The sequence below is a fragment of the Alkalinema pantanalense CENA528 genome, from assembly GCF_050753345.1.
Lineage (GTDB): Bacteria > Cyanobacteriota > Cyanobacteriia > Leptolyngbyales > Leptolyngbyaceae > Alkalinema > Alkalinema pantanalense.
The window spans coordinates 1-3,193 of record NZ_JBLZFX010000198.1 but is presented as its reverse complement, the minus strand read 5'-3'; the positions used below and the strand labels follow the sequence as shown (position 1 = coordinate 3,193).

At 49.4% G+C, this 3,193-nt stretch carries 2 protein-coding genes; one reads left to right on the top strand and one right to left on the bottom strand.

Going from position 1 to position 3,193, the window contains the following annotated elements; genetic code table 11:
- Nucleotides 1–63: 63 nt before the first annotated feature.
- Complete coding sequence (locus ACN4EG_RS27450; RefSeq protein ID WP_431633467.1) at nt 64–1,986, bottom strand: type IV secretory system conjugative DNA transfer family protein; 1,923 nt, start codon at nt 1,984–1,986, stop codon at nt 64–66.
- A gap of 82 nt (nt 1,987–2,068) precedes the next feature.
- Between ACN4EG_RS27450 and ACN4EG_RS27445 the strand changes: the two genes are divergently transcribed.
- On the top strand, nt 2,069–3,163 hold the full coding sequence (locus ACN4EG_RS27445) for a DUF5895 domain-containing protein (RefSeq protein WP_431633466.1): 1,095 nt from the start codon (nt 2,069–2,071) through the stop codon (nt 3,161–3,163).
- Nucleotides 3,164–3,193: the final 30 nt, after the last annotated feature.

Below are 3,193 nucleotides of genomic sequence, written 5' to 3'. Positions count from 1 at the left end.
GTCAGCGTCCATAGAGCAACTTAAGTAGAGGAATTCTGTTTAAAGTGTAGCGCTGAAGTCAACTTATGGACTTAAGCATTTATACTCATTGCAAATCTGGGATGCACTCAGTGGTAACATTCGCTCTGCTTCTTCAATTCGCTCATACAAGGCTTGAGTCAGTGCGTCTACGTTTGGCATAATCACTTGGCTCTCCAAGCCTGCTCGCACTTGCGCTTCCCATAATGCCTCACTTTCCTTTGCGCGTTTTTCATCTGCTTTAGGGACAGGAATGGTCAGCGGATAAGGAATCGATGCCTGTCCGCCTGAGCCGTATCCAGGACTGGTAATCACGCATTTGCCTTGAGGAAATTTGAGAATTTCATCGGCGCTGATCACCGGCATTTTTTGCAGATTCTCACTCCAGCTAATCGATCGACTCATCTGTCCACCCAGCGATCGTCCGGTCGTTCGATTTTTGATCAGCACTTCTTTTTCACCGTACCGTTTTGAGTAATCCTCAGCCGTTTTATGATTACCGGGATTGAACAAGACATGGGTGCTACAGGCAGAGGCGATCGCGGCACCCATCTTGTCTCCATAAATGTCATAGAGTTGATCTAAGCTTTGAATCCCTAGGATGAAACAAGCACCATTGGAACGGTATTCGTTAATCCATTGTGGCAGGCGATCGAGCTTGATCGAGGGCAACTCGTCTAGAGAAATAATCAGCGGGTCTTTACGAGGTGTGCTGAGATTGCCCACAATCATTAGGTGAATTGCAGCAGCCAGTAGCGGACCCACCACACTGCGACGCTCATCATCCAGCTTGAACACTACTATCTCTCGTCCTTCTAAACGAGTTGGAATCGTGGATTTGCCAATAAAGGCTCGGAGCAGGTCTGCTTGAATGAACGATGAGAAGGTGCCTGCGGCGGTCGTTAGGATACCAGAGATTGTTTTTTCAGCGTCCTTTGCACTGAGGAACTGAACAAAAGAGGTAGCGACCCATTCATCTAGTCGTTTAGCTTGCACCGCATAGTCAATCCGATGCACCAAGTTAGGCAGGCGCAACACCGCGTAGAGCATTGCCATGTCGGGATAACGGGAACCCTTAACCAGTTGCAGCAATGCCTTTGCCAGCAAGTCTCCTGCTTTGGTGAAAAATTCGTCACTCCGTCCACCATCGCCCTCTCTGGCGTTGCGATTAATCACTTTACCAATTTCCCCCGCCATTACGCCATCTCTGGCATCTCTCATGTAGTCCAGGGGATTGATCACACCACTAAAAGGCTCTCCAGGTGCAAAGACTCTGACTTGATAACCGTAGCGAGCCGCGAGGGGAGCATGGAGCCGCATTTGATCGCCTTTCTTGTCGTAGAGCAAGATCGGAAATCCCTGTTGCATGACGCTTTCTAGCATTCGATCGATGGTTGAATAAGTTTTTCCAGAACCAGGAGCACCAATCACCAATGTGCCTCGTTCAGCATTGGGAAACCATACGGTTGGGGATGCTCCCAATGTTGTTTGGATGGTTGCCATTACGCTATGCCATGCTCCCTTTGCCCAGTAGCGGGGTGTGCCAGACCAGAGCGTTACCTTATTGTGTTTGCGCTCTTGGATTTGTCTGAGCGCGAGACTGGTTGCAGCTAGTTTCTCCGCAGTGCCACACAGCTTGCCTGTCGTAATTTTGCCTTTCCCTGATCCACTGATGCGGAGTAGCCATAAGACAACCAGTAACCCGCCCAGCAGCATCCAACCTTGAGGATTGTTGTATTGCTGAAGCATTTTGCCAAAGTCGATCGCGGCCAGTAGTTGGGAATCGGATGGCACCTGCATTAAAGCAGTAGAAGTATCGTTCTGACTGGCAGAAAGGGAGTTCCAATGGGTCGGTAAGGGGAGCGGCATAGCAAAGGGCTGAGATTCTGGCAGAAATTCTAACGATCGCAGCTTGGTCAGTGGATCGGCTACCTGGATATTTTTGGGAGATGAGATGGGGATCTCCAAAGGCCCAATGCCCAAATTCTGGTTCAGGTGGCTTCTCAGGCTAACGCCTCCGTGTTGGGATAATTCATTGGACTGTACTGCAATGGTTAAACCAACGAACGCTAGAAATAGCTCTCCCAGCACTCTCAGAACGGGTGCTAAAACGGCGACTTCCAAAGCGCAAAAATCAACTACGGCCACTGGCTCTCGTGCAGTTCGATCGGACACGACGGGATTAGATGGGTTTGAAGTTGATCCAGATCTGCTCAGTGATGCCTACAATCAGGTGCGCCGACCGCTGTTGCCCTATGGAATTGTGGTCAATGATAAGCCCGCCGGAATTTTGATTCCGATCGAGCAGTTGGAAAAGGCGGGCTGGATTGTGATGCCGGATGAGGATGACCTGACAACTGTTACCTTTACCGAAGAGGTGACGGGGTTGCTGATTACGGATGCTCGGTTATTGGTGCTGGCATTTGTGCCGGAGTATATTCGCTACAAGTCGGATGTGGAAGATTTGGGGGGTACGGTGGTTGGACTCTATGATGAGTACCGCCATAGCCTGGATAAGAAAGCGATGGATGTTTGTTCAGAACATGCGTTGCTGTTTCTAGATGAGGATAATCAGCCGCTGCATACCTGTCCGATCGTGGTGCGATTCAAAAACGTGGCGCTGTGGAGCTTTAAATCAGCCCGTGAGGAGTTCTACCGCTCCTTGGAAAAAACGTTTGCGGATTATTGTAATGTGCCGTTCAGTGGCAAGAACGATAAATGGCGGAGTTTGGGTGTGTTGGAGGTGGAGTTTAAGGCGGTTAAGGAGGGAGAAGGCAAGAACAAACACGATTGCTGCAAGACGGTGGCCTATACCAAACCGACGATCGAAACTCTGCCGCTCCTCTATTTGGGCACTTCTACGGCAAAGGCACTGATCTGGCAGCAGCATGATGCGATTGCTGGATTTACGGAACCTCAGTCTTTGCCTGCTTTGCCAGGTGAGGTAGAAGCGGTTGAAGTTGAGGTATTGCCGCCTCATAAGAATGGTGTGACGGGTAGAGCCTTATATACTAAGGAGATTTCCAGGAACAAATCTACCCAGCAGCAGGTTGAATCAGGATGTCCCATTTGGGTAAATCTGGATTGCGCTGCAAACGAGTTTCAATTTCACGCATCGCTGATTTTGAGAGTGAGATTCCTTTAACATAAGTATTTGGGTTAAACACAACGATGG

Bases quoted from the DNA above. Each gene is read 5' to 3' on its own strand.
- ACN4EG_RS27445 (WP_431633466.1), top strand. From the start codon at position 2,069: ATGGTTAAACCAACGAACGCTAGAAATAGCTCTCCCAGCACTCTCAGA.